Source organism: Nonomuraea sp. NPDC001831 (assembly GCF_042892035.1).
In the GTDB taxonomy this organism is placed as follows: Bacteria; Actinomycetota; Actinomycetes; order Streptosporangiales; family Streptosporangiaceae; genus Nonomuraea.
In genome coordinates, this window is the sequence record NZ_JBIATU010000004.1 from 576,875 (window position 1) to 600,394 (window position 23,520).

Genomic DNA, 23,520 nt, shown 5'->3' on the forward strand with positions numbered 1-23,520 from the left:
GTCCCCCCGTCGGAAGGGTTCCCATGGGCAACCGCGGCAGCCGCCTCCTGCTCGCCACGCTCGTCGCCGCCTCGGTGGCGGGCCCGGCGGCGTGCGTGTCGGGGGAGGTGCCGGCGCCCATCCCCGCCGCGGCGCCGCCGTCCGGGCTCGCCGAGCGGTACGCCGCCGGTCGCGCGGCGATCCTGGCGGCCGAGCGCGACGCCGTCCGGCGCGGCCACCGGCGCCGGGCCGCCGCGCTGCGCGAGATGGCCGATCCCGCCCGCCGGTTCCTGTCCTTCGACGGCCGCGACGCCGGCCGGGCCGTGGAGGTGTTCGGCGACCTGGCCACCGCCGCCCGGATCGCCGTGCTGGTCCCGGGCGCGGGCATCACCCTCGACAAGTACGGCCTGCTGCGCGGCGGCTCGATGCGCCTGCGCGCCGCGCTGGGCGACCGGTCGGCCGTGATCGCCTGGCTCGGGTACGCCACCCCGAGCAGCGTGAGCCTCCAGGCGCTGACCCTCGGCCGGGCCGATCGGGCCGCCCCCGCCCTGCGCGCCTTCCTGGACGAGCTGCGCGTCCTCCGTCCCGGCGCGCGCATCTCGCTGCTGTGCCACTCCTACGGCTCGGCGGTGTGCGGCCGGGTCGCGCCGGGGCTGGACGTGGCCGCCCTCGTCCTGTTCGGCAGCCCGGGAGCGGGCGCGGCCGACGTCGCGGCGCTGCGCACCCGGACGCCGGTGTGGGCCGGGCGCACGGCCGGGGACTGGGTCGGCCGGCTGCCGCACGTGTCCGTCGAGCTGCCGTCCGGCACCCTGGGGCTGGGCGGGGACCCGGTCGCGCCCGGGTTCGGGGCGCGGGTGTTCGACGCGGGCCGCGGCGGCCACAGCGACTACCTGGCGGCCGGATCGACGGCGCTGGCGAACCTCGCGCGGATCGTGATCGGCTCACCCGTAAGCTGGACCAAGGGCACAAGCCAGGACACAACGAACGTGGGCGAGGGCGGATGAGCAGGCTGCGCAGGGCCCTCGCCAGGCTGGGCGCGGACCTGTGGACCATGGCCCCCGACCCCCTGCCCCGCATGGGCGGCCCGCGCGCCCTGTCCCGGCTCCCGCACGTCGTCGTCGCCCTGTACGCGCTGGCCATGGGCCTGTACCCGGGCGGGGAGGGCATCGACCCGACCGTCCCGCTGCTGGCCATGGCCATGGCGGCGGCCATGGTGCTGGCGATGTGGCGCCCGCTGGCCGCCTTCTGGGCGACGATCGTCCTCATGGTCGCCGGGGCGCGGTCGGGCATGGTGTACGTGTCGCACCAGCTGAGCTTCCCCTGGACGGTGCACCCCGAGACGTACGAGCGGCTGCCCTTCCCGCCCGCCGACCCGTCCGCCTTCCCGTGGACGGGCTCGGGCGTCGCCCTGCAGGCCGGGGTGCTGTTCCTGCTGGCGCTGCGGGTACGCCCCGGCGTCGCCGTCAAAGCACTGGCGATCACCACGCTGACCGTGGTGGCGATCGCGGTGCTCATGCCGGAGGCCAACGGGGGCGGGCTGGGCGCCACCGCCATGCTGGCCGACGCGGTCGCGGTCGCCGTCGGGGCCGGGGTGCGCCAGCTCAGGACGACCCGTACCCGGCTGGAGGCCCAGGAGGAGCTGACGGCCGAGGAGCGGGCCCGCCGCACGCTGCTGGAGGAGCGCAGCAGGATCGCCCGCGAGCTGCACGACGTCGTCGCCCACCACATGTCGGTGATCTCCATCCAGGCCCAGGTCGCGCCGCACCTGGTGGACGACCCGCCGCAGGAGCTGAGGGAGAACCTGGCCGGCATCCGGGAGAACGCCGTCGAGGCGCTGACCGAGCTGCGCCGCGTCCTGGGGGTGCTGCGCGCGCAGGACCAGCCGGCCGACGCGCCGCAGCCCACGCTCGACCGGCTGGAGGAGCTGCTGGCCAACGTGCGCGGCGCGGGCGTCACGCTCACGGCCGAGATCACCGGGCAGGCGCGCCCGCTGTCGCCGGGGGTGGAGCTGTCGGCGTACCGGATCGTGCAGGAGGCGCTCAGCAACGCCATGCGGCACGCCCCCGGCGCGGCGGTGGCGGTCCGGCTGACGTATCGGCCCGGCGCCCTGGCGATCCGGGTCGTCAACGAGCCGCCGGCCAGGCCGGCGCGGCCCTCGCCCGGCGCCGGGCACGGGCTGCTCGGCATGCGCGAGCGCGCCGCCATGCTGGGCGGCGACCTCGTCGCCGGGCCCACGCCGGACGGCGGCTACGAGGTCAGCGTGTTCCTGCCGGTCGACTCGCAGAAAGGCGTCCAGGCCACCTCATGACGAGCATCCGCGTGCTCATCGCCGACGACCAGGTCATGGTCCGCCAGGGCTTCACCGTGCTGCTCAACGCCGAGCCCGGCATCGAGGTGGTGGGCCAGGCCGTCAACGGGCTCGACGCCGTCGACAAGGTCGCCGAGCTGGACCCCGACGTCGTCCTCATGGACGTGCGCATGCCCGAGCTCGGCGGCATCGAGGCCACCCGCCGGATCGCCGCCCGTCCGGACGCGTCGGCGAAGGTGCTCGTCCTGACCACGTTCGACCTCGACGACTACGTCTACGAGGCGCTGCGCGCCGGGGCGTCCGGCTTCCTGCTCAAGGACGCCTCGGCGGCCGAGCTGGCCCACGCGGTGCGGGTGGTGGCGACCGGCGACGCGCTGCTGGCCCCGAACGTCACCAAGCGCCTGATCGCCGAGTTCACCCGGGTGAGCCGCGCGCCGCGGGCGCCGTTGAAGGAGCGCGTGGGCGACCTGACCGAGCGCGAGACCGAGGTGCTGGCGCTGATCGCGCAGGGCCTGTCGAACGCCGAGATCGCCGAGCGCCTGGTGATCGCCGAGCAGACGGTCAAGACCCACGTGAGCCGGATCCTGGTCAAGCTCGGGCTGCGCGACCGCACCCAGGCGGCGGTCTTCGCCTACGAGACGGGGCTGGTGCGCCCCTCGGGCTACTGACCTCAGGCGGCGGCCAGCCGGACGATCTCGCGCGGCCGGGCCTCGCGCTCGTCGAAGGCCACGTCGAGGTCGGCGGTGCTCAGCGCGGCCAGCGACGCGGCGAACGCCTCGTCCGATTCCCAGCGCACGATGGAGACCACCGCGTCCTCCGACAGCCAGCACTCGGCCGACAGGCAGCCGGGCGTGCTCCGGAACGCCTCGGCCACCTTGCGCACCCGCTCGACGAACTCCTCCCGGTGGGCGGCGTGCGGATAGTGCGTGGCGATCATGGCGACGTGCACGGGACACTCCTCTGTGTTGGTCAACATAGAATATGATTGATAGCATAGAGGGGGTGGCGTGACAACGCGACGGGAACAGACCAGCAACGAGAGCCGTGAGCTCATCCTCGACGCGGCGGCCGAGCTGTTCGCCGAGAAGGGCTACCGGCAGACCACGTTCCACGACGTGGCCGCCCGGTCGGGCATCAGCCGCGGGTCCATCCCGTGGCACTTCGGCGGCAAGGAGGGCCTGCTGCTGGCCGTGCTCGAACGTTCGGTGGCCAGGGTGCGCGCCGGCCTCGCCGACGCCCCCGACGCCCCCGCCCCCGCCCCCGACGACGGCGAGCCGGACTTCGGGCCGTTCGACCAGGGCGTCGGCGCGATGTTCGCCCTGCCGACCACCAAGCTGTTCGTCACCCTGCTGGTCGAGGCGCTGGAGCCCGGCTCGCCCATCCGCGACCGCTACGTCGAGATCCACGACACGCTGCGCGACCACTGCAGGCGCTGGCTCGAACGCCTGCCGCTGCCGCCGGGCCTGCCGGTGGAGCCGCTGGCCGTCGCGCTGATCGGCGCCGGCATCGGCATCCACCAGCAGTGGCTGGTCGCCCCCGAGCGCGTCGACGCCGGCGCGGCCCTGGCCGCCCTGCGGGCCCTGGTCGCCGGGGCGCTGCCGCCCGCGCACGACTGACCGCAGCCGCGGGCGCGGCCCGTCCCTCCGCCCCTCCGCCCTCCGCCGTCCCCGCAGCCGCAGCCGCAGCCGCAGCCGCAGCCGCGGGCGCGGGCGCAGGCGCAGGCGCGGGCCACCTCCCGCCGCCCCCGGCCGTACGGACATGACAGGACATCGCCGGGTAATGGAGGCGTCACGACGGGTGCCGCCGGGCCGCCGGCTGGACATGACATCAGCCGGCGACCGGACGGCACACGAGGTGCCCCGGGCGATGAGGGAGGTCGTCATGAAGGTGGTCGTGATCGGCGGGACCGGCCTGATCGGGTCGAAGCTCGTGCGCAGGCTGGCCGGAGAGGGGCACGAGGCGGTCGCCGCGTCCCCGAGGACCGGTGTCGACACCGTCACGGGGGAGGGGCTGGCCGAGGCCCTGGAGGGCGCGCAGGTCGTGGTGGACGTCTCCAACTCGCCGTCGTTCGAGCGCGGCGCGGTGCTGGAGTTCTTCGAGACCTCCACCCGCAACCTGCTGGCCGCCGAGGCGGCGGCGGGCGTCGGCCACCACGTCGCGCTGTCGGTCGTGGGCACCGAACGCATGCCCGACAACGGCTACTTCGCCGCGAAGATCGCCCAGGAGCGGCTGATCGAGAAGTCGGGCCTGCCGTACTCGCTGGTGCACGCGACGCAGTTTTTCGAGTTCGTGCGGAGCATCGCCGACGAGTCGGCCGCCGGCGGCGAGGTGCGCATCGCGCCCGTGCTGTTCCGGCCCGTCGCGGGCGACGACGTCGCGGCGGCGCTCGCCCGGGTCGCGCTCGGGGCGCCCCTGAACGGCCGGACCGAGGTCGCCGGCCCCGAGCAGTACCGGATGGACGAGTTCTTCCGCGACGCGCTGGCCGGCCTCGGCGACCCGCGCGAGGTGGTCGCCGACGAGCACGCCCGCTACTTCGGCAGCGAGCTGACCGAGCGCTCGCTGGTGCCCGGCGACGACGCTGCGCTGGGCCGGACCACGTACCAGGAGTGGGCGGCCGGCCAGTAGGGCGCCGTCAGAACCAGGCGGCCAGAGCCTCCTCCAGTGCGGCGTCCGGCGCGTCGCCCGCCCAGGCGACGACGCCGTCCGGCCGGACCAGCAGGCCGCCGAAGTCGCGGACGTCCACCGGCTTGGCCGCCAGCACGGGCACCCGCGGGTCGGCCGCCAGCCCGGCCCCGAGGTCCAGCAGCAGCCCGCGCCCCTCGTGCAGGTGGTCGCCGACCCGGGTGCCGTCGGCCAGCTCCAGGTCGGGGACGCTCCGGCCGACCAGCGGGTGGGCGCCGGGCAGCTCGTAGCGGTGCCAGACGCCGGAGAGCCGCTTGACGAAGTACGTGGTGCCCGCGGTGGTGCCGATCAGGTCGGACACGACGGCCCGCAGCGCCCGGGAACCGGCCTCGGGCCGCATGAGCTGCACCTGGGCGCGGGTCCAGTCGAGCACCCACGCGCCGATGGGGTGGCGCTCGGCGGTGTAGGTGTCCAGCAGCGCCTCGGGCGAGCGGCCCCGGACGACGGCGGCGAGCTTCCAGCCGAGGTTGACGGCGTCGCCGATGCCCAGGTTGAGCCCCTGACCGCCGAAGGGCGAGTGGACGTGCGCCGCGTCGCCGGCCAGCAGGACGCGGCCGAGCCGGTAGGTGGTGGCCTGGCGGGCGTTGTCGGTGAAGCGGGTGGCCGTCTTGACGCCGGTGACGGTGACGTCCACGCCGGCGACGGCCCGCAGGCTGGCCTGCAGCTCCTCGGCGGTGACCGGCGTGGTGCGGTCCTCCGGCGGCCCGTCGAACTCGACGGTCAGGATGCGGCCGGGGGTCGGCCCGTTGGCGTAGGTGCCGGTGGCGGTGTGCGTCCAGCCGGTGCCTAGCCCCTCGTCGCCCTCCATCGTCACGACGGCCTGGTGGCCGGTGATCTGCGGGGGCGTGCCGGGGAAGTCGAAGCCGGCCAGGCGGCGCACGGTGCTGCGGCCGCCGTCGCAGCCCACCAGCCAGCCGCAGCGGAGCTCCCGCTCGCCCGCCCGCACCACGACCCCGTCGGCGGAGGGCTCGAAGCCGGTCAGCTCCACGCCGCGCAGCACGTCCGCGCCGAGCTCGGCGGCCCGTTCGCCGAGCACGCGCTCGATGTCCTGCTGCCGGATGCCGCTCAGGCGGGCGGCCGGCCCGCGGTCGGCGAAGTCGGGGTCGCTCTCGTCCACCAGGTCGGTCAGCAGCCACAGTCCGGCGAAATGCCCGGCGAAGGCGGACATCTTGGGCTGCCCGGCCGGCGCCGCGCCGCCCCGCTGGGCCATGAACGCCTGGAACGCCTTCATGGTCTCGGCCTGGGCCTCCTCCAGCACCGGGAGCAGCCCGCGCCGGTAGAAGGCCTCGGCGGTGGGCGTGTTGACCGAGCCGGCCTTGACCGTCTGGTCGATGTCGGTCAGCCGCTCCAGCACCGCCACGCGCACGTCGTGCAGCCGCAGCTCGCAGGCGAGCATCAGGCCCACGGGGCCGCCACCAGAGATGATCACGTCGTAGTCCATGGCGAAAACTATACCCGACTAAATTTTAAGTGCGATACACTTTTCTCGTGAAAGAGACTCCATCGCTGCGCGAACGCAAGAAGGCCGAGACCCGCAGGCGCATCTCCGACCACGGCTCGATGTTGTTCTACGAACGCGGCTTCGACGAGGTGACCATCGGCGAGATCGCCGAGGCGGCGGACGTCTCCAAGGTGACGGTGTTCAACTACTTCCCCCGCAAGGAGGACATCTTCTTCGACCGCGTCCCCGAGCTGGTCGAGCTGGTCACCGACACCGTCCGGGGCCGCCTGGCGGGCGAGCCGGTGCTGTCCGCGCTGCGGAACATGCTCGTCCGGCACGCGCGCGAGGGCCATCCGCTCGGCGGGGTCGACGACCGGTTCGTGCACTTCTTCCGGGTGGTGGCCGGCTCCGCGGCACTGCGGGCGCGCGCCAGGGAGATCGCCGACGAGCTGGAGGCCGTGCTCGCGGCGCTGATCGACGAGTCCGGCGAGGAGCTGCCCGGCCGGCTGACCGCGGCGCTGCTCGTCGGCGCCTTCCGCGCGGCCTTCCTGGCCACCGCGGCCCGGCAGCTGGCCGGGGAACGGGCCGCCGACGTGCTGCCCGACCACGTCGCGGCGCTCGACCTGGCGTTCGACGTGCTGGCGCGGGGGCTGGCGCCCGTCCGGTCAGGATCGGAGAAGCATCCACCCCGCGACCCGCACTAACGTGAGGCCGTACCCTCGTGGCCGGCCGGATCCGGCCCGGCGACGCCTACGGGGGCCCGCGCGAGAAGATGGAGAGACGATGAGCACGCACACGCCGCCCGAGCGGCAGATCGCCGACAGCCACGATCTGATCCGCGTCCACGGCGCGCGCGAGAACAACCTCAAGGACATCAGCGTCGAGATCCCCAAGCGCCGGCTGACGGTGTTCACCGGCGTGTCCGGCTCGGGCAAGAGCTCGCTGGTGTTCGCCACGATCGCCGCCGAGTCGCAGCGGCTGATCAACGAGACCTACAGCACGTTCGTCCAGGGGTTCATGCCGACGCTGGCCCGGCCCGAGGTCGACGTCCTGGAAGGGCTGACCACCGCGATCATCGTCGACCAGCAGCGGATGGGCGCCGACCCCCGCTCCACCGTCGGCACCGCCACCGACGCCAACGCCATGCTGCGCATCCTGTTCAGCCGGCTCGGCCGGCCGCACATCGGCTCGCCCAACGCCTACTCCTTCAACGTCCCCTCCGTCCGCGCCAGCGGCGCGATCACCGTCGAGCGCGGCTCCAGCAAGACGGTCCGGCAGAGCTTCACCCGCCTGGGCGGCATGTGCCCCCGCTGCGAGGGCCGCGGCACGGTCTCCGACATCGACCTCACCCAGCTCTACGACGACTCCAAGTCGCTGGCCGACGGCGCCTTCACCATCCCCGGCTGGAAGTCCGACAGCTTCTGGACCGTGCGCGTCTACGCCGAGTCGGGCCTGCTCGACCCCCACAAGCCGATCCGCGACTTCACCGAGCAGGAGATGCGGGACTTCCTCTACCGGGAGCCGACCAAGGTCAAGGTCGAGGGCGTCAACCTCACATACGAGGGCCTGATCCCGAAGATCCAGAAGTCGTTCCTGTCGAAGGACAAGGAGGGCATGCAGCCGCACATCCGCGCCTTCGTCGAACGGGCGGTCACCTTCACCACCTGCCCCGAGTGCGACGGCACCCGGCTCAGCCCGGAGGCCCGGTCCTCGAAGATCGACGGCGTCAGCATCGCCGACGCGTGCCGGATGCAGATCACCGACCTGGCCGAGTGGATCCGCGGCCTCGACCAGCCGTCCGTGGCGCCGCTGCTGGCCACGCTGGGCCGTACGCTCGACTCCTTCGTCGAGATCGGGCTGGGCTACCTGTCCCTCGACCGGCCGGCCGGCACGCTGTCGGGCGGCGAGGCGCAGCGCGTCAAGATGATCCGCCACCTCGGCTCCTCCCTCACCGACACCACCTACGTCTTCGACGAGCCCACCATCGGCCTGCACCCCCACGACATCCAGCGGATGAACGGCCTGCTGGTCAGGCTGCGCGACAAGGGCAACACCGTGCTCGTCGTCGAGCACAAGCCGGAGGCCATCGCCATCGCCGACCACGTCGTCGACCTCGGCCCCGGCGCCGGCACGGAGGGCGGCACCGTCTGCTTCGAGGGCACCGTCGAGGGGCTGCGGGCCAGCGGCACCGTCACCGGCCGCCACCTCGACGACCGGGCCCGCCTGAAGGACGAGGTGCGCAAGCCCACCGGCGCCCTGGAGATCCGCGGGGCCGACAAGCACAACCTGCGCGACGTCGACGTCGACATCCCGCTCGGGGTGCTGGTCGTCGTCACCGGCGTGGCCGGCTCCGGCAAGAGCTCGCTCGTGCACGGCTCCATACCGGCCGGCGCGGGCGTGGTGTCGATCGACCAGAGCCCGATCCGCGGCTCGCGGCGGAGCAACCCGGCGACCTACACCGGCCTGCTCGACCCGATCCGCAAGGCGTTCGCCAAGGCCAACGGCGTCAAGCCGGCCCTGTTCAGCGCCAACTCCGAGGGCGCCTGCCCCAACTGCAACGGCGCCGGCGTCCTCTACACCGACCTGGGCGTGATGGCCGGCGTCGCCACCGTGTGCGACGAGTGCGAGGGCAGGCGCTTCCAGGCCGAGGTCCTGGAGTACCGCCTGGGCGGCCGGAACATCAGCGAGGTGCTGGCGATGCCGGTGACCGAGGCCGAGGAGTTCTTCGGCGCGGGCGAGGCGCGCACCCCGGCCGCGCACGCCATCCTCGGCCGGCTCGCCGACGTCGGGCTCGGCTACCTCAGCCTCGGCCAGCCGCTCACCACGCTGTCCGGCGGCGAGCGGCAGCGGCTCAAGCTGGCCACCCAGATGGCCGAGAAGAGCGGCGACGTCTACGTGCTCGACGAGCCCACCACCGGCCTGCACCTCGCCGACGTCGAGCAGCTGCTCGGCCTGCTCGACCGGCTCGTCGACGGCGGCAAGTCGGTGATCGTCATCGAGCACCACCAGGCGGTCATGGCGCACGCCGACTGGATCGTCGACCTCGGCCCCGGAGCCGGTCACGACGGCGGCCGGGTCGTCTTCGAGGGCACCCCCGCCGACCTCGTCGCCGCCCGCTCCACCCTCACCGGGGAGCACCTGGCGGCCTACGTCGGCGGCACGTCCGCGTGAGGCTGCTCGTCGTCGGCGGCAGCGGCTTCCTGGGCGCCGAGCTCGTCCGGCAGGGCGCGGCGGCCGGGCACGAGGTGACCGCGACCTGCCACACCCGTCCGGGGGAGGCGGCCGGCGTCGCCTGGGCGCCGCTCGACGTGCGCCGGCGCGCCGACGTCGAGGCGCTGGTCGCCGCCGTCCGGCCGGCGGCGGTCGTCAACGCCGCCTTCCGGCAGCGCGACTGGGCGACCACGGCCACCGGGGCCGCGCACGTCGCCCTGGCCGCCGCCGCGGCGGGCAGCCGCCTGGTGCACGTCTCCAGCGACACGGTCTTCTCCGGCGCGGCGGTCCGCTACGACGAGACGTGCCTGCCCGACCCGATCACCCCGTACGGCGCGGCCAAGGCGGCCGCCGAGACCGTCGTGGCCGCGGTCGCGCCGGACGCGGTGATCGCCAGGACGTCGCTGATCATCGGCGACGGCGGCTCGTCGCACGAGGCGCTGGTGCACGCCCTGGCCACCGGCACGACGCAGGGCGTGCTGTTCACCGACGACGTGCGCTGCCCGGTGCACGTCGCCGACCTCGCCGCGGCCCTGCTGGAGCTGGCCGCCGCCGGTCCGCCGGGCGTCCGCCACGTCGCCGGGGCCGACGCGGTCAGCCGGTACGAGCTGGGCCTGCTCGTCGCCCGCCGCGACGGGCTCGACCCGGACCTGCTCCCGGCGGGCCGGCGCGCGGACTCGGGCGTGCCCGGCCCGCTGGACGTGCGCCTCGACTGCGCCGCCACCCAGCGGCTGTTGCGGACCAGGCTGCGCGGCGCGCGCCGGTTCCTCGACCCCGGCCGCCCCTGACCTCGCCGCCTCCGATTTCGGCGCCGCTGAGCTCGCCGTCTCAGAGCCGCTGGTTGATGCGGATCAGGTTGCCCGCCGGGTCCCGCACGGCGCAGTCGCGCACCCCGTACGGCTGCTCGGCCGGCTCCTGGACGATCTCCGCGCCGTTCGCCGCCAGCCGGTCGAAGACGGCGTCGAGGTCGTCGGTCGACAGGTTGATGCCGGCGAAGGTGCCCTTGGCCATCATCTCGACGATGGTGCGGCGCTCGTCCTCGGTGATGCCGCAGCCGTCGGGGACCGGGGGCTGCAGCACGATCGACGTGTCGGGCTGGCCGGCGGGGCCGACCGTGATCCAGCGTTTCCCGTCGTAGCCGACGTCGCCGCGCACCTCGAAGCCGAGGGCGTCGCGGTAGAAGGCGAGGGAGGCGTCCGGGTCGTCGTGGGGGAGGTAGCTGGAGTGGATGGTGATGTCCATGCCGGTCACGCTAGTTCCGCCGCCCCGGACGACGCTTCTCGATTCCTGACCGCCGTCCGTCCGCGTTTCCGGTGGCCTCAGCTGTGGCCCGGGACGGGGGTGCCGGCGCCCCGCTCCAGCGGCAGCACCGGGATGCGCAGGGTGGTCGTGCCGGTGGTCAGGCGGAAGGTGACGTCGATCGGCGTGGCCCCGAGCGGGCGGTCGATGTCGAGGATCTCCAGGTGCGGGCGGCTCTGCCCCTCCTGCAGCGAGACGGTCGAGCGAGCCGGGACGGTCACGTTGACCTCCTCCTGCGCCGCCCCCGGCCCCGCGCGGTAGACGACCTTCCTGGCGTGCACGGTGCTGACGCCGTCGAGCTTCTGGGGCTGGTCGCTCTCGTTGACCAGCGTCAGGTAGAGGCCGAGGTCGTCGCCCGCCTTCTGCTGTTCCATGGACGGGGCCAGGATGTGCACGTGCAACAGCCGCATCGCCCCCACCTGCCCGTCGACCAGCCCCTCGCGGCCGGTGCCCTGCGGGAGGGGCGACTCCCGCTGCCCCGGGTTGCAGGCCGGCAGCAGCGCCAGCAGGCACAGGGCCGACAGGAAGGGCAGCAGCAGCGCTCGCGGGCCCCGTGGTGATGTCCTCATGTTCGTGCCTTCGTGTGGTGTGAGGCCGGTGACGAGGCCACAGCGCGGGCCCGCTCGCGCGAGCGCCGCCTGCGGGGGGTTGACCGCAACCACGATGTACCCCCTTGACCGGGCCCCATGCCGGACCCGCCTACCCGCCGGATTCGCGGTAGAAGCTCAGACCGGCGTGCTCGGGATCGGTGTAGACCTTCACCGTCCCGTCCGGGTACGCGGCGAACGGCAGGACGACGCCGTCCGGGCACGGGTGCAGGAACATCAACGTCGGGCCCACGACGACGAACGAGCGGGCCTTCGGCGTGGCGTGCTCGGTGCCGTGCTCGGCCCGCCACCGGGCCACCCGGTCGGCCGCGCCCGGCTGCCTGGCGACGTCCTCCACCTTCCCGATCAGGTCCTCGATGGCGACCTGGTCGAGGATCTCGACCTGCACCTGCTGCGGTTCCCCCATGCCGTTCTTCCTTGGCTCGTGTCCTGCCCGGCCCCCGCGACGGGGGCACCGGCCGGCCGATGAGCCCGCCGGCCCCGGGATGAGCGGCCTACCCCCAGCCGAGTGCGGCGAAACGGCGCAGGTCAGCGGCTTGATCACCAGGCGGCGGCCCCGTCCGGACCACGAGGGGCGGCGGCGACGGTAGACCGCGCCGCGGCCGGGCAGAGAAGGGGGTTTCTCAGGTTCAGGAGCCCCCATGTCTGGTGATCAGTTCACTTCCGCCGCCCTGCCGGGCGAAGCCGGCGCGGCGTCCGCGGCCGCCCGCGACGGCCACGCCTCCGGCTCCCGCCCGGAGACGACGGGGCTGCCCTTCGGCAGGCCCGGACGGCCGTTCGGCAGCACGCCCTTCGTCTTCGGGTTCACCGCCGCGCTCGGCGTGCTGACCGCCTGGCTGCTGGTCCAGGCGCTCACCGCCAGCGCCTCGATGCTGCTGCTGATCGTCGTGTCGTTGTTCCTGGCCGTCGGCCTGGATCCCGCCGTGCGCTGGCTGGAGGAGCACGGCCTGCCGCGCTGGGCGGCGATCACCGCGGTGTTCACGGCGGTGATCGTGCTGTTCGCCGGGTTCGCCATGGCGATCATCCCGGCGCTGTCCGAGCAGGCGGGACAGTTCGCCGAGCAGTTGCCCACCTACATCCAGCAGTTGCAGAACAACCCCCAGATCCGCGACCTGGACCAGCGCTACCAGCTCCTGGAGCGGCTGCAGGCGTACCTGACCAGCGGCGACCTCGGACGGCAGGTGTTCGGCGGGCTGCTCGGCATCGCCTCGATCGTGGTCAGCGCCGTGTTCTCCACGCTGACCGTGCTCATCCTCACCCTGTACTTCCTGGGCGCGCTGCGCTCCATCACGCGCACCGGCTACCGGCTGATCCCAAGGAGCCGCAGGGACCGGGCCCGCCTGCTCGGCGACGAGATCCTCAACCGGGTCGGCGGCTACGTGGCCGGCAACCTGATCATCTCGCTGATCGCGGGCGTGACCACGTTCGTCTTCCTGTCGATCGCGGGGGTGCCGTACGCGCTGGCCCTGGCGATCATCGTGGCGGTCACCGACCTCATCCCGCTCATCGGCGCGTTCATCGGCGCGGGCATCGCCACGCTGGTCGCGCTGTTCGCCTCGCTCCCGGTGGCCATCGCCACCCTGATCTTCTTCGTCGTCTACCAGCAGATCGAGAACTACCTGATCGCGCCCAAGGTGATGAAGTCGTCCGTGGACGTGCCGGCCGCCGCCACCATCGTGGCCGCCCTCATCGGCGGCGCCCTGCTCGGCGTGGTGGGCGCCCTGCTGGCCATCCCGGTCGCCGCCGCCATCCAGGTGATCGTCAACCACGTCGTGCTGCCCCGTCAGGAACGTCACTGAGGACGCCGGGTGTGAGCGCCTGACCTCGGGGTACCTGGGGCGGACCCGACGCCCGGCATCCCTCGTCCCCGCCGGGCGTCCCGACCCCAGGGAGGCCGTCCATGGACGCGATCGTGCTGCTCAAAGAGGACCACAAGACCGTGGAGAAGCTGTTCAAGGAGTTCGAGAAGGCGGGCAAGGACGCCCACAAGACCAAGCAGAAGATCGTCGCGCAGGTCATCGAGGAGCTGACCGCGCACACCTACATCGAGGAGAAGATCTTCTACCCGGCCGCCCGCTCCGGCACCCCCGACACCACCGACCACATCCTGGAGAGCGTCGAGGAGCACCACGTCGTCGTCTGGATGTTGTCGGAGCTGAAGGACCTCGACCCGGCCGACGAGCGCTACGACGCCAAGATGACGGTGCTCATGGAGAACGTCCGCCACCACGTCGAGGAGGAGGAGAAGGAGTGGTTCCCGCAGGTGCGCGAGTCCATGGGGCGCAACCGGCTGCAGGAGCTGGGGGAGCAGATGGCCAAGGCCAAGGCCGAGGCCCCGCGTGACCCCCTGAAGATCCCCAGCGCCTCCTCCTAGCGGACAACGCGGGACGGAACGGCTTGTGGCGGCCACGGTCACCGTGAGTTGCGAGGACGCCGCGCGGTAGGGCGACGCGGCAGGGCGGCGCGCCGGACAGCAGGGACATGTCCGGCGCGTTTTACCGTCGTCCGACGTGGGGTTGATCTGGCACTAAGGTGTGCCGCATGAATATAACTACGGAGAGTAGCGTCATGCGTACTCTCAGACACGATGTGCCGGCATCGCTGGTGGTGTTCCTCGTCGCGGTGCCCCTCTCACTCGGCGTCGCCCTGGCCGCGGGCGCGCCGCTGGCCGCCGGGCTCGTCGCCGCCGCGGTCGGCGGCATCGTCGCCGGGCGGCTGGGCGGCTCGGTGGTGCAGGTCAGCGGTCCGACCGCGAGCCTGACGGTGGTGATCGCCGGTCTCGTGCAGACCTACGGCTGGCGCGCCACCTGCCTGATCACGATCCTGGCCGGCGGCCTGCAGGTGCTGCTCGGCGCGTTCAAGGCGGCCCGGGCCGCCCTCGCGGTCTCGCCCGCGGTCGTCCACGGCATGCTGGCCGGCGTCGGCATCATCATCGCGCTCGCCCAGCTGCACGTCGTCCTCGGCGGCAGCCCCGAGCAGTCGCCGTGGGCCAACCTGGCCGAGCTGCCCAGCCAGATCATGGACCTGCACGGCCACAAGGTCATGGTCGGCATCCTCACCATCACCGTCCTGCTGGCCTGGAGCCGGATGCCCAAGCACGTCCGGGCGATCCCCGCGCCGCTGGCCGCGCTGCTCGCCGCCGCCGTCACCGCCGCGGTGTTCGGCTGGAACGTCACCCGCATCGACCTGTCCGGCGCGATCACCGCGTGGGCGCCTCCCGTGCTGCCGGCCGGCGACTGGCAGCACATCGCCATGGGCGTGCTGCTGGTGGCGCTGGTGGCCGGGGCGGAGTCGCTGCTGTGCTGCGTGGCCACCGACAGCATGCACACCGGTCCCCGCTCCGACCTCGACCGCGAGCTGACCGGCCAGGGCGTGGCCAACATGGTGAGCGGCGTGCTCGGCGGGCTCCCGGTCGCCGGCGTGATCGTGCGCAGCACCACCAACATCCAGGCGGGCGCCCGCACCCGCTGGTCGGCGACCCTGCACGGCGCCTGGGTGCTGCTGTTCGCCCTCTGCCTGGGCTGGACGATCAAGCTGATCCCGATGGAGGCGCTGGCCGCGCTGCTGGTCTTCATCGGCATCAAGACCATCAGCCTCGGCCATCTCAGGAAGGTCCACGGCCACAACGAGGTGCCCGTCTACGTCATGACCATGTCCGGCGTGATCCTGGTCGGGCTGGCCGAGGGCGTCCTGGCCGGGCTGGCGCTGGCCGCGCTGCTGGCGCTGCGGCGGCTGACCCGGGTCACCGTGGACAAGCGGCAGGAACCCGGCGGGGTCATGCACGCGACGGTCTCCGGCTCGCTCACCTTCCTGGGCGTGCCCCGGCTGACCCAGGAGCTGCGCGCCATCCCGCCGGGCGTCGCCGTCGACCTCGACCTGAACATCGACTTCATGGACAACGCCGCCTTCGACGCGATCCACTCCTGGCGGCTGGACCACGAGCGCCTGGGCGGCACCGTCACCATCGACGAGCTGCACGACGAGTGGTACACGATGGCGGCCAGCGGCGGCCGCATGTTCCCGGCCAAGAGCCCGCCCAAGGCGCCCGGCCGCTGGTGGCTGCCGTGGACCCACCGCGGCCGTCCGCTGTCGGCCACGGCGGCGATCGAGTGCCGCCTGGCCCAGGGCGCGGACGAGTTCCACAAGCGCACGGCCCCGCTGCTGCGGCCCATCTTCACCCAGCTCGCCACCCAGCAGCGTCCCTCGCACCTGTTCATCACCTGCGCCGACTCGCGGATCGTGCCCAGCCTGATCACCTCCAGCGGGCCCGGCGACCTGTTCACGGTCCGCAACATCGGCAACCTGGTGCCGTGCGCCGGCTCCGAGCCGCACGACGACTCGGTGGCCGCCGCCATCGAGTACGCCACCGGCGTGCTGAGCGTGCACACCATCACCGTCTGCGGCCACTCCGGCTGCGGCGCGATGGCGGCGCTGCTGAAGGGCCCGGCGACCACGGAGGGCCTGCCGCAGCTCAGCCGCTGGCTGCGGCACGGCCGTGCCAGCCTCGACCGGCTCGGCGAGGGCGGCCACGACCCCTCCGCCGAGGACGCCGCCCTCGACGCGCTGTGCCGGCTCAACATCCAGCAGCAGCTGGAGAACCTGCGGACCTACCGCAAGGTCGACGAGCAGGTCAGGGCCGGGCGGCTGACGCTGGTGGGGCTGTACTTCGACATCGGCTCGGCGCGGGTGCACCATGTGCCGCCGCGCGCGTCCGCCGCCCCCGAGCCGGACGGCCCGCTGCCGACCGAGCCCACCCCCACCTAATCGCCTCCCCGCCGCGCCGGTCCGCCGGCGCGGCGGGGTCACACCACGTGGTTCCGCAGGCCCAGCTCCTCCGGGTAGGGGGAGAAGTACGTCTGGTCCTGGACGTAGGTGGCCGCCTCGCCGCGGGCGTGGTGGCGCAGCAACGTCAGCGGGACGCTCAGCGCCACCCGGTGCGCCGCGTACGAGCCGATGACCTCGACCAGGTCGGCGCGGCGCACCGGGTCGAGCTCGTCGCCGAGCATGCCGAGGCAGTGCTGCAGCACGTTGACGTTGCGCCCGATCGACGCCTTGACCGCCATCGCCCGCCGGAACGCCGTGCCGTACTCCTCGGCCAGCTCCTCCCGCGGCCGGACGCCCGCGGCGGCGACCAGGCGGCCGGTCTCGCGGTAGCCCTCGGTCGAGTGGGCCAGCAGCTGCATCTTGTGCCGGGCCTGGAAGGCGACCAGGTCACGCGGCCGCCAGTCGCCCTCCAGCAGCTCCCGCAGCCGCGCGTGGGCGAAGATGCGCTCGACGAACGCCTCCCGCAGGACGGCGTCGTTGAGCCGCCCCTCGTCCTCGACGGGCAGCAGCGGGTGGCCCTCGATCACCGCGCCGGCGAACAGGCCCCGGTTGTCGCGGGTCACCGCATGGTCACCGGCGTAGAGCGGGATGCCGTGGATGCCGCAGCTCGGGCTCTTGGCCTTGAACACGTAACCGTCGGCCGCCAGGCGCGGGGACCGTTCGGCGGCCAGCTCGTCCATGGCGGAGGTGAGGTCGCGGCGGCTCTGCCGGGTCATCAGGCGGGGACCGGCGGGCGAACGCTCCAGGCGCAGCGTCTCGCGGGGCGCGCCGAGGCCGATCTCCATCTCGGGGCAGATCGGCACCCAGTCCACGAACGGCGCCAGCTCCTGCGTCAGGAAACGGGCGCGGCTGTGCCCGCCGTTGTGCCGTACCGGCTCGCCGAGCAGACAGCTCGACACCGCCACCCGCGGCCTGCCCCAATCCTGCGCCTGCGCCATGTCCTGACAGATGCCCAGCTCGTGCGTCCGCACGCCACCGAGATTTGTCGCAACCAGGGCGTAGCGTTCAGGCATGACGAATGCGCACATTCCGCTTGATGGCGAGCAGTGGCAGCCTGGGGACCTCGTCGTCGACGCCGACGGCGGCCTGTTCACGCGCGCGAGTGCGCAGGACGAGGCCGACGGCCTGCCCTGGGGGCGTCCCCGGCACGCCGCGCGGCACGCCGACGGGAGCGTCCACGTGCCGGCGGGCGAGGCGGGGGAGCAGGTGCCCGCCCGTCCGCTGACGTTGCTGCTGCGCGACGGGCGGCCGGCGCTGCCCGCCGTGCCGGCCGACGCGGCGACGGTGCTCGGCACGCAGGCCCGGCAGACCGCGGCGCTGGCCGGCGTCGGCGGCCTGTTCCTGGCCGCCACCGCCTTCGACCCGGACGGCGCCGGCGACCCGAGGGCGGCCCGGCTGCGCGCGGACCTGCTGGACCACGTGGTGGTGGTCGACGACGCGGAGGAACTGACCGCGATGTTCGGCGGCGCGGCCGACGGGCTGCTCGTCGAGCTGGCCGAATGGCACCGGCGCAGCGTGGATGAGACCGCCTGACCGCGGCGGCCGCCCGGCCCGCTTCTCGGGTCAGGCGCCGGTGGGGCGGGTGCGGGCCATGCGGAGGCGGACCTGGGAGGAGGCGCCGGTCTGGGTGATGACGAACTCGTCGCAGAGGCGGCGCATCACCCACAGGCCGTAGCCGCCCGGCCCGATCCGGGGACGCGCGTCGGGGCAGGCGTCGGGCCGCAGGCTGCCCGAGTGGTCGCCGACCTCGACGGTGAGGAAGTCGTCGTCGGCCCAGATGTGCACCCAGCCGGCCCCGCCCGCATGGTCGAGGACGTTGGTGACGGCCTCGTTGGCGGCGAGCGCGAGGTCGTCACCGCGCTGGGAGGCCAGCCCGGCCTCGACCGCGTGACGGCGGACGAGCTCCCGCAGCCCCGCGAGGTCTCGGCTGATCGGCCAGCTCGCGGCAGCGCCGGGGGAAGGCTCGGACATCGGTCCCTCCTACCCGGAATCACACACCGTGTGCCCATGATGACATTGACCCGGCCGTGCGCGCAGGCCAAGCGGAGACAGAAGAGGGCTGGCCCATCCTGCCCGAGTCGCGGCTCCCGCGCCAATGCCCGGCCAGGGGAATTCCTGGCGGCGGGCCGCCTGACCGCAATGACGTGCCGAGGGGCTGAAAAATAGCATCGTTCCAAATGGGGAATTTATCCGGAACTCCTGGCCGGTGACTCGATCTTGCTCCATCGTGGGCGATGCAACGCGGCTCCGCTGCTGCGGAGGCGTACCGAGAGCCAAGGGAGTTCCATGCTCAACCGATATCGGGCCCTGCCGGCCGCGGTGGCGATGCTCACCGCGCTGGCGGGCGCGGCCGTGCCCGCCGGGGCGGCCGTGCCCGCCGGGGCGGCCGGGCCCGCGCAGGCGTCCGCCGTCGCACCCCTCACCGTGACGTTCGCCGCCACGGAGGACGTGTTCATCAGCCAGGCCGAGCCGGCGAAGAGCTTCGCGACCGCGACCTGGATGAGCGTCTGCGGCGCCGCGTGCGGCAGCGCCGCCGCGGGCCAGCGGGTCGGCCTGGCCCGCTTCAAGGTCACCGGGATCCCGGAGGACGCCGAGGACATCAAGGTCACCCTGGACGTCGTCCCGGCCAGGACGACGGACACCACCGTGTCGGTCCGTCCCGTGCCGGGCTCCTGGACCGAGGCGGCCACGACCTGGAACACCCGCCCCGAGCTCGGCGCCGCGGCCGTCGCCTCGCACACCGGTTTCACCGCCGGGACGACGGTCAGGCTGGACGTGTCCGCCGCCGTCAAGGGCGACGGCACGTACGCCTTCGCTCTCACCGGCGGCGACGCCACCGCCACCGTGCTGATGTCCTCGCGCGAGACCGGGAACCGCGGCCCGAAGCTCACGGTCACCTACACCGAGGGCGGCGGCCAGACCGACGGGCCGCTGCCGTTCGTCCTGCCGGGGAAGGCGGCCCTGCGCGGGTCGGCCAGGAAGGTGTTCGCGCACTACTTCACGCCGTATCCGGTGTCGCTGGACAACCAGGCCCCGGCCGGCGACTACTACGCCAGGAACTACCTCAAGCCGGACGGCGAGAGCGGCAAGCACGCCGCCTACGGCGGGCTGCTGCGCGACCGGCCGGTCGGACGTGACCCCATCAGCGGCGACTACGCGCTGGCCGACTTCAAGACCGAGGTCAAGCAGGCCGTCGCGGCCGGCCTGGACGGCTTCACCGTCGACATCCTGTCGATCACCAGCGCCCACTGGACGCGGGTGCAGAACCTGATCAAGGCGGCCGAGGCCGTGGACCCCGGGTTCAAGATCGTGCTGATGCCGGACACGAACGGCCTGGCCTCGGTGGACAGCGCCGCGTTCGCCGCCGCGATGGCCAAGCTGGCCGCCTCGAAGTCGGTCTACCGGCTCGCCGACGACCGCCTGGTGGTGGCGCCGTTCAAGGCCGAGGGGCGCACCGCCGCCTGGTGGGCGGCCTGGATGAGGACGATGGAGACCGAGCACGGCGTCAAGGTGGCGCTGGTGCCCTGCTTCCTCGACTTCAACAAGTACCGGGACGCGTTCGCCTCGATCAGCTACGGCTTCTCCAACTGGGGCAACCGCAACCCCGCCGCCAACGCCGCCCTGGGCGGCAACATCGACCGCGCGCACGGCATGGGCAAGATCTGGATGCAGCCGGTGTCCGTCCAGGACGAACGCCCCAACCAGGGCGTCTTCGACGAGGCGGGCAACACCGAGAACCTGCGGGCGACGTGGAAGGGCGCGATCGACGGCAAGGCCGACTGGGTCCAGCTCACCACCTGGAACGACTACTCCGAGAACACCCAGTTCGCGCCGTCCAGGAACGCCGGCTGGACGTACCTGGACATCAACGCCTACTACCTGACCTGCCACAAGCTCGGCTGCCCGAAGATCACGAACGACGCGGCGTACCTGACCCACCGGGTCCAGCCGGTCGCGGCCCAGCCCTCCTTCGCGCAGACCAAGCTCATGAAGCTGCGCGGCGGCAGCACGGCCGCGCGTGACACGGTCGAGGTGCTCACCATGCTGACGGCGGCGGCCAGGGTGTCGGTGACCGTCGGCGGCACGACGCAGAGCTACGACGCGCCCGCCGGCGTGTCGGCCAGGACGTTCCCGCTGAAGGCGGGGACCGCGTCGGCGACGGTCGCCAGAGGGTCGGCGACGGCGGCCAAGGTGGTCTCGCCGTACCCGATCACCGCGACGCCCTACGTGCAGGACCTGCACTACCGCGCGGCCTCCAGCGAACGATGACCGCGCCGGCCCGGGTCCGCGCCGCCCGCGCGGACCCGCGCCGCCCCTCGTTCCCGGCGGGGGAGTTGACGAGCGCGCCCTGCTGTGAAAAGCTGAAGGCGGCACCGAGGTTGACACTTATAGTAAGTGTGGACATTCGTTTCTCAGTTGGGTTATGCTGCTGCCTCGCGCCGCCCTTCGACGCCCCGGATTTCGATCCGGGCGTTTGGCGTGCGCGCAGTTCGATTCCGTCCGTGCCCTCCGGAAGGACAACTGTTGGCAGCCGCACGTAGTGTTCCCGTCGTTCCCGCCGGTCCTCCTCGCGTCTCTTTCGCCCGCATCCAGGAGCCCCTCGAAGTTCCTGACCTCCTCGCCCTGCAGACCGAGTCGTTCGACTGGTTGCTGGGCAACGAGAAGTGGAAGGGCCGGGTGGAGGCGGCTCGTCAGGCCGGGCGCAGGGACGTCCCGACCCAGTCGGGCCTCGAAGAGATCTTCGAAGAGATCAGTCCCATCGAGGACTTCTCGGGGACCATGTCCTTGTCGTTCCGCGACCACCGGTTCGAGCCGCCCAAGTACTCAGTCGATGAGTGCAAGGACAAGGACATGACCTTCTCCGCCCCGATGTTCGTCACGGCGGAGTTCATCAACAACACCACCGGTGAGATCAAGAGCCAGACGGTGTTCATGGGCGATTTCCCGCTCATGACGCCGAAGGGCACGTTCATCATCAACGGCACCGAGCGTGTCGTGGTCTCGCAGCTGGTCCGTTCGCCCGGTGTCTACTTCGAACGTAACGTCGACAAGACCTCGGACAAGGACCTGTACGGCTGCAAGGTCATCCCGTCGCGGGGTGCCTGGCTGGAGTTCGAGATCGACAAGCGCGACAGCGTCGGTGTGCGCATCGACCGTAAGCGCAAGCAGGCCGTCACCGTGCTTCTCAAGGCGCTGGGATGGACCAACGACCAGATCCTCGAGCGGTTCGGCCAGTACGAGTCGATGCGCGCGACGCTGGAGAAGGACCACACGGCCGGCCAGGACGACGCCCTGCTGGACATCTATCGTAAGCTGCGGCCGGGTGAGCCGCCGACCAAGGAGTCGGCGCAGACCCTGCTGGAGAACCTGTACTTCAACCCCAAGCGGTACGACCTGGCCAAGGTGGGCCGCTACAAGGTCAACAAGAAGCTCGGGGTGGACGCCGAGATCACGCAGGGCACGCTGACCGAGGACGACATCGTCTCGATGATCGAGTACCTGGTGCGGCTGCACGCGGGGGAGACGTCCATGGGCGAGGTCGTCGTGGAGATCGACGACATCGACCATTTCGGCAACCGGCGCATCCGCAGCGTCGGCGAGCTCGTCCAGAACCAGGTCCGGCTGGGCCTGGCCCGCATGGAGCGCGTCGTCCGCGAGCGGATGACCACCCAGGACGTCGAGGCGATCACGCCGCAGACCCTGATCAACATCCGGCCGGTGGTGGCGTCGATGAAGGAGTTCTTCGGCACCTCGCAGCTGTCGCAGTTCATGGACCAGATCAACCCGCTGGCCGGCCTGACGCACAAGCGGCGGCTGAACGCCCTGGGCCCCGGCGGTCTGTCCCGTGAGCGGGCCGGGATGGAGGTCCGCGACGTGCATCCGTCCCACTACGGCCGGATGTGTCCCATCGAGACGCCCGAGGGGCCGAACATCGGCCTCATCGGTTACCTCGCCTGCTACGGCCGTCTCAACGCCTTCGGCTTCATCGAGACGCCCTACCGCAAGGTCGTGGACGGCCGGGTGACCGACCGGATCGACTACCTGACGGCCGACGAGGAGGACCGGTTCGTCGTCGCCCAGGCGAACTCGGCACTCGGCGCGGACGGCGAGCTGACCGACGCCCGCGTCCTGGTCCGCACCAAGGGCGGCGAGACCGATTACGTGGCCTCCCGCGAGGTGGACTACATCGACGTGTCGCCGCGCCAGATGGTGTCGGTCGCCACCGCGATGATCCCGTTCCTGGAGCACGACGACGCCAACCGGGCCCTGATGGGCGCGAACATGCAGCGCCAGTCGGTGCCGCTGATCCGCAGCGAGGCGCCGCTGGTCGGCACCGGCATGGAGTACCGTGCCGCGACCGACGCCGGCGACGTCATCAGCGCCGAGAAGGCCGGCGTGGTCGAGGAGGTCTCCGCCGACTACGTCACCGTCATGAACGACGACGGCTCGCGCACCACCTACCGGGTCGCCAAGTTCAGGCGCTCCAACCAGGGCACCTCCTTCAACCAGAAGCCCATCGTCGCCGAGGGCGACCGGGTCGAGGCCGGCCAGGTCATCGCCGACGGCCCCTGCACCGACGACGGTGAGATGGCGCTCGGCAAGAACCTGCTGGTGGCGTTCATGCCGTGGGAGGGCCACAACTACGAGGACGCGATCGTGCTGTCCCAGCGCCTGGTCCAGGACGACGTCCTCTCCTCGATCCACATCGAGGAGCACGAGGTCGACGCCCGCGACACCAAGCTGGGCCCGGAGGAGATCACCCGGGACATCCCCAACGTCTCCGAGGACATCCTGGCCGATCTCGACGAGCGCGGGATCGTCCGGATCGGTGCCGAGGTCGTGCCCGGCGACATCCTGGTCGGCAAGGTCACCCCGAAGGGCGAGACCGAGCTGACCCCGGAGGAGCGGCTGCTGCGCGCCATCTTCGGGGAGAAGGCCCGCGAGGTCCGCGACACGTCGCTGAAGGTGCCGCATGGGGAGCGCGGCACGGTCATCGACGTGCGCACCTTCTCCAGGGAACACGGTGACGAGCTGCCGCCCGGGGTGAACGAGCTGGTCAGGGTGTACATCGCGCAGAAGCGTAAGATCACCGACGGCGACAAGCTGGCCGGCCGGCACGGCAACAAGGGCGTCATCTCCAAGATCCTGCCGGTCGAGGACATGCCGTT

21 protein-coding genes are annotated in these 23,520 nt (G+C 72.5%); 14 read left to right on the forward strand and 7 right to left on the reverse strand.

What is annotated here, in order from left to right; genetic code table 11:
- The first annotated feature begins 23 nt into the window (after positions 1 to 23).
- The 3 genes from ACFYYW_RS17865 to ACFYYW_RS17875 are packed head-to-tail and all read left to right on the forward strand — an operon-like array spanning position 24 to position 2,955.
- Positions 24 to 983, forward strand: coding sequence for an alpha/beta hydrolase (locus ACFYYW_RS17865; RefSeq protein WP_387649995.1), 960 nt, complete (start codon positions 24 to 26; stop codon positions 981 to 983).
- Positions 980 to 2,287, forward strand: a complete 1,308-nt coding sequence (locus tag ACFYYW_RS17870) for a sensor histidine kinase (RefSeq protein WP_387649997.1) — start codon at positions 980 to 982, stop codon at positions 2,285 to 2,287. Before ACFYYW_RS17865 ends, ACFYYW_RS17870 begins: the two co-directional genes overlap by 4 nt.
- On the forward strand, positions 2,284 to 2,955 hold the full coding sequence (locus ACFYYW_RS17875; protein ID WP_352326411.1) for a response regulator transcription factor: 672 nt from the start codon (positions 2,284 to 2,286) through the stop codon (positions 2,953 to 2,955). The genes ACFYYW_RS17870 and ACFYYW_RS17875 overlap by 4 nt, the downstream gene beginning before the upstream one ends.
- Before the next feature lie 2 nt (positions 2,956 to 2,957).
- On the opposite strand, the gene ACFYYW_RS17880 is transcribed toward ACFYYW_RS17875, so the two are convergent.
- Entirely contained in the window at positions 2,958 to 3,236 is a 279-nt protein-coding gene (locus tag ACFYYW_RS17880; protein ID WP_387649999.1) for an antibiotic biosynthesis monooxygenase family protein, read from the reverse strand.
- A 58-nt stretch (positions 3,237 to 3,294) separates the two neighbouring features.
- Between ACFYYW_RS17880 and ACFYYW_RS17885 the strand changes: the two genes are divergently transcribed.
- Both ACFYYW_RS17885 and ACFYYW_RS17890 read left to right on the forward strand, forming a co-directional pair.
- Complete coding sequence (locus ACFYYW_RS17885) at positions 3,295 to 3,903, forward strand: TetR/AcrR family transcriptional regulator (RefSeq protein WP_387650001.1); 609 nt, start codon at positions 3,295 to 3,297, stop codon at positions 3,901 to 3,903.
- Between the two features lie 265 nt (positions 3,904 to 4,168).
- A complete protein-coding gene (locus ACFYYW_RS17890) occupies positions 4,169 to 4,912 on the forward strand; it encodes an SDR family oxidoreductase (protein WP_387650002.1) in 744 nt (247 codons plus the stop codon).
- A gap of 7 nt (positions 4,913 to 4,919) precedes the next feature.
- Here the strand turns inward: ACFYYW_RS17890 and ACFYYW_RS17895 are convergent, their stop codons facing one another.
- Positions 4,920 to 6,410, reverse strand: coding sequence for an FAD-dependent oxidoreductase (locus ACFYYW_RS17895; RefSeq protein ID WP_387650004.1), 1,491 nt, complete (start codon positions 6,408 to 6,410; stop codon positions 4,920 to 4,922).
- A gap of 47 nt (positions 6,411 to 6,457) precedes the next feature.
- Here ACFYYW_RS17895 and ACFYYW_RS17900 point away from each other — a divergent pair, with 47 nt between their 5' ends.
- From ACFYYW_RS17900 to ACFYYW_RS17910, 3 genes are all read left to right on the forward strand, one after another.
- Positions 6,458 to 7,114: a TetR/AcrR family transcriptional regulator gene (locus tag ACFYYW_RS17900; RefSeq protein ID WP_387650006.1), complete on the forward strand. Its 657-nt coding sequence runs from the start codon at positions 6,458 to 6,460 to the stop codon at positions 7,112 to 7,114.
- A 79-nt stretch (positions 7,115 to 7,193) separates the two neighbouring features.
- Positions 7,194 to 9,581 (forward strand): ATP-binding cassette domain-containing protein, encoded by a 2,388-nt coding sequence (locus tag ACFYYW_RS17905; protein ID WP_387650008.1) that lies wholly within the window; start codon positions 7,194 to 7,196, stop codon positions 9,579 to 9,581.
- Positions 9,578 to 10,408, forward strand: a complete 831-nt coding sequence (locus ACFYYW_RS17910) for a sugar nucleotide-binding protein (protein WP_387650010.1) — start codon at positions 9,578 to 9,580, stop codon at positions 10,406 to 10,408. Before ACFYYW_RS17905 ends, ACFYYW_RS17910 begins: the two co-directional genes overlap by 4 nt.
- A 40-nt stretch (positions 10,409 to 10,448) precedes the next feature.
- On the opposite strand, the gene ACFYYW_RS17915 is transcribed toward ACFYYW_RS17910, so the two are convergent.
- The 3 genes from ACFYYW_RS17915 to ACFYYW_RS17925 form a co-directional block, all read right to left on the reverse strand.
- Positions 10,449 to 10,862 (reverse strand): VOC family protein, encoded by a 414-nt coding sequence (locus ACFYYW_RS17915; protein WP_352329591.1) that lies wholly within the window; start codon positions 10,860 to 10,862, stop codon positions 10,449 to 10,451.
- A 77-nt stretch (positions 10,863 to 10,939) separates the two neighbouring features.
- Positions 10,940 to 11,488 (reverse strand): copper chaperone PCu(A)C, encoded by a 549-nt coding sequence (locus ACFYYW_RS17920; protein ID WP_387650013.1) that lies wholly within the window; start codon positions 11,486 to 11,488, stop codon positions 10,940 to 10,942.
- A 130-nt stretch (positions 11,489 to 11,618) separates the two neighbouring features.
- Positions 11,619 to 11,933 (reverse strand): hypothetical protein, encoded by a 315-nt coding sequence (locus tag ACFYYW_RS17925; RefSeq protein WP_352329595.1) that lies wholly within the window; start codon positions 11,931 to 11,933, stop codon positions 11,619 to 11,621.
- A gap of 235 nt (positions 11,934 to 12,168) precedes the next feature.
- Here ACFYYW_RS17925 and ACFYYW_RS17930 point away from each other — a divergent pair, with 235 nt between their 5' ends.
- From ACFYYW_RS17930 to ACFYYW_RS17940, 3 genes are all read left to right on the forward strand, one after another.
- Complete coding sequence (locus ACFYYW_RS17930) at positions 12,169 to 13,326, forward strand: AI-2E family transporter (protein WP_387650015.1); 1,158 nt, start codon at positions 12,169 to 12,171, stop codon at positions 13,324 to 13,326.
- 101 nt (positions 13,327 to 13,427) lie between these two features.
- Entirely contained in the window at positions 13,428 to 13,901 is a 474-nt protein-coding gene (locus ACFYYW_RS17935; RefSeq protein WP_352329598.1) for a hemerythrin domain-containing protein, read from the forward strand.
- Between the two features lie 194 nt (positions 13,902 to 14,095).
- Complete coding sequence (locus ACFYYW_RS17940) at positions 14,096 to 16,291, forward strand: SulP family inorganic anion transporter (protein WP_387650017.1); 2,196 nt, start codon at positions 14,096 to 14,098, stop codon at positions 16,289 to 16,291.
- 38 nt (positions 16,292 to 16,329) lie between these two features.
- On the opposite strand, the gene ACFYYW_RS17945 is transcribed toward ACFYYW_RS17940, so the two are convergent.
- Positions 16,330 to 17,289, reverse strand: a complete 960-nt coding sequence (locus ACFYYW_RS17945) for a YbgA family protein (protein WP_387650039.1) — start codon at positions 17,287 to 17,289, stop codon at positions 16,330 to 16,332.
- A gap of 73 nt (positions 17,290 to 17,362) precedes the next feature.
- Between ACFYYW_RS17945 and ACFYYW_RS17950 the strand changes: the two genes are divergently transcribed.
- The gene (locus ACFYYW_RS17950) at positions 17,363 to 17,884 is read left to right on the forward strand and encodes a hypothetical protein (protein ID WP_387650018.1); all 522 of its coding nucleotides are present in this window, start codon (positions 17,363 to 17,365) and stop codon (positions 17,882 to 17,884) included.
- A gap of 30 nt (positions 17,885 to 17,914) precedes the next feature.
- Here ACFYYW_RS17950 and ACFYYW_RS17955 read toward each other — a convergent pair whose 3' ends face one another.
- Positions 17,915 to 18,322, reverse strand: a complete 408-nt coding sequence (locus ACFYYW_RS17955; protein ID WP_387650020.1) for an ATP-binding protein — start codon at positions 18,320 to 18,322, stop codon at positions 17,915 to 17,917.
- Between the two features lie 315 nt (positions 18,323 to 18,637).
- Here ACFYYW_RS17955 and ACFYYW_RS17960 point away from each other — a divergent pair, with 315 nt between their 5' ends.
- Together ACFYYW_RS17960 and rpoB are read left to right on the forward strand one after the other, a co-directional pair.
- Positions 18,638 to 20,620, forward strand: coding sequence for an endo-1,3-alpha-glucanase family glycosylhydrolase (locus tag ACFYYW_RS17960; protein ID WP_387650022.1), 1,983 nt, complete (start codon positions 18,638 to 18,640; stop codon positions 20,618 to 20,620).
- A 255-nt stretch (positions 20,621 to 20,875) separates the two neighbouring features.
- A partial coding sequence (rpoB, locus tag ACFYYW_RS17965) for a DNA-directed RNA polymerase subunit beta (protein WP_387650024.1) occupies positions 20,876 to 23,520 on the forward strand: 2,645 nt, incomplete at its 3' end.